This window comes from Limnohabitans sp. (genome assembly GCF_044361985.1).
Taxonomy (GTDB): domain Bacteria; phylum Pseudomonadota; class Gammaproteobacteria; order Burkholderiales; family Burkholderiaceae_C; genus Limnohabitans_A.
Genome location: NZ_JBIKHV010000183.1, coordinates 1 through 2,889, shown reverse-complemented (window position 1 = coordinate 2,889; position 2,889 = coordinate 1). Strand labels below are relative to the sequence as shown.

1 protein-coding gene is annotated in these 2,889 nt (G+C 60.5%); it reads left to right on the top strand.

Annotation, left to right across the window (positions count from 1 at the left end):
- Positions 1 to 649: 649 nt before the first annotated feature.
- The coding region (mutS, locus tag ACIQ3A_RS14815; RefSeq protein WP_396432490.1) for a DNA mismatch repair protein MutS at positions 650 to 2,889 on the top strand (2,240 nt) is incomplete at its 3' end.

The following is a 2,889-nucleotide window of genomic DNA, read 5'->3' as shown; positions in this document are numbered from 1 at the left end:
CGCCATACTCCTGGGCGATTTGATTGATGGTCTTCATCCCGCCGAGCGCCTCCAGTCCCACCTTGGCCTTGAACTCCGGCGGATGAACTCTGCGTTTTTTTGATTCAGTCATTGATAACCCGTTTCTTTAGACAGTGTCCCACTTAAACACCTGTCCCAAATTCGGGGTCCACTTCAGTCTGCCCGATGGGAAGGCCTTACCTACTTGGCTGAAATTTGACGCAGAGCGCCTGCGCTTTGATGCTTCGGCCGTTCCGGATGGCGCTTTTCCAATGCAGGTGGTGATGACGCTGGGCCAACAGAGCGTCGTGGTGGTGATTTCCGAGCGGACAGAGTAAGGGGCTGTGCCATGACGCCTGGTTGGGCGTCATGGCACAAGCTGACTAGACAGCCTGCCCGCGCTGCGCAGAAAGCACACTTTCAACTGAATATGCGCTGGCCCCAGTTTTTTGCCTCCAATTTTGGGGCGCAAATAAAAATGGGACCACGCCACTTCCTGTGCTTTTTTTTAAACATAATTCTCCCAGCCTATAACGCCGCCTAGACATGGCCCCCTTCTTCAGCTGAGCCAAAACCGGCCAAGTCATTGATTCAAATAGACATTTCCTCTACTGCGCCGACCCCTGCGGACTATTCTGGCCACACCCCCATGATGGCCCAGTACCTGGGCATCAAGGCGGCGTTTCCTGACACGCTGGTGTTTTACCGCATGGGCGACTTTTACGAGTTGTTCTTTGGCGATGCCGAAAAAGCGGCTAACTTGCTCGACATCACCCTGACGCGGCGTGGCCAATCTGCAGGCCAACCGGTGCTGATGGCGGGCGTGCCTTTTCATTCGATGGAAACTTACCTGGCCCGCTTGATCAAGCTGGGAGAGTCGGTGGCCATTTGCGAGCAGGTGGGTGATGTGGCCACGGCCAAAGGCCCGGTGGAACGCAAAGTGGTGCGCGTGGTCACCCCCGGCACCTTGACCGACACCGAACTGCTGTCCGACAAAAGCGAAGCGATTTTGCTGGCCGTGCACCAGGCTGCCAAAAACCGCTGCGGCCTGGCCTGGCTGAGCGTCACCCAAGGTGTAGTGCTTCTGGCCGAATGCGCACAAGACGAATTGGCCGACTGGATCGACCGCATTGGCCCCAGCGAACTGATTGCCAGCGCAGGCATGACGCCCACGTTTGAACAAAAACTGCGTACCTTCAAAACCCATGGGCGCGGGGGCTGGTCTTTTGCGTTGCGGCCCGACTTTCAGTTTGATGCAGGTTTGGGCCAACGCAAGTTGTTGGAACAGCTGCAAGCCGCATCCCTGGCCGCTTGGAGTGCCGAGACCCTACACGACGCCCATGCCGCTGCTGCCGCGCTGCTGAGCTATGCCGAGCACACCCAAGGCCGCTCGCTGCCGCATGTGCAGCGGGTGCAGGTGCAACGCTCGGACGCGCTGATCGACCTGCCCGCCAGCACCCGCCGCAACCTGGAGCTGACACAAACCCTGCGCGGCGAGAGTGCAAGCAACTCCCCCACGCTGTTTGCACTGCTTGACAGTTGCATGACCGGCATGGGCAGCCGCTTGCTCAAGAGCTGGTTGCTCAGCCCGCCGCGCGACCGTCAGGTCGCCATGGACCGCCTGCAAGCCCAGGCCCTGTTACGGGGCGAAAGCGGCGCAGGCGCCTGGCGCAGCCTGCGCGAACAACTCAAAGGCGCAAGCGATGTAGAACGCATCACGGCCCGCACCGCCTTGCGCCAGGTGCGACCGCGCGAGCTGGTGGCGCTGCGCCATGCGCTGGCACGTGCGGCATCGTTGTCGGCTCAACTGCAGGCGCTTCAGCCCGCACCGGGCACGCTGCTGGCGGGCATAGCTCGCTGGTTGACGCCACCCACAAACTGCGCCGAGCTGCTGCAATTGGCGCTGCTTGAAGAGCCGGCGGCTTTGGTGCGCGATGGTGGCGTGATCGCCAACGGTCTGGATGCCGAACTGGACGAGCTGCGCAACATTCAAACGAATTGCGATGCCTTCTTGCTCGACCTGGAAACCCGCGAAAAAGAACGCACCGGCATTGCCAATCTGCGCGTGCAATTCAACAAGGTGCATGGCTTTTACATCGAGGTCACGCAAGGCCAACTCGACAAGGTGCCTGACGACTACCGCCGCCGCCAGACGCTGAAAAACGCCGAGCGCTACATCACGCCCGAGCTGAAAACCTTTGAAGACAAAGCCTTGTCGGCGCAAGAGCGCGCCCTGGCCCGTGAGAAATGGCTCTATGAAGGCCTGCTCGATCAGCTGCAGCCGCATGTGCCGGCGCTCAGTGCATTGGCGCAGGCCATGGCCTCGCTCGATGCGCTGTGCGCCCTGACCGAGCGCTCGCTTACCCTGCGTTGGTGCGAGCCCGAATTCACCCGCGAGCCTTGCATCGAAATACGCCAGGGGCGTCACCCCGTGGTCGAAGCGCGCTTGGCAGAACTGTCGGGCACCAGCTTCATTGCCAACGACACATTGATGGGCTCCCGCCAGCGCTTGCAAATCATCACCGGTCCGAACATGGGCGGCAAATCGACCTACATGCGCCAGGTGGCGCTGATCGTTCTTTTGGCCAGCATCGGCAGCCACGTGCCCGCCAGCCGTTGCCGCCTGGGGCCGATTGACGCCATCCACACCCGGATTGGCGCGGCCGATGACTTGGCCAACGCCCAGTCGACCTTCATGCTGGAGATGACCGAAGCTGCGCAAATATTGCACAGCGCTACACCCCATTCGCTGGTGCTGATGGACGAAATTGGCCGTGGCACCTCCACCTTTGATGGCCTGGCGCTGGCCAGTGGCATCGCCACCCACCTGCACAACAAGACGCAAGCTTTTGCGCTGTTTGCCACGCATTATTTTGAGCTGACCGAGTT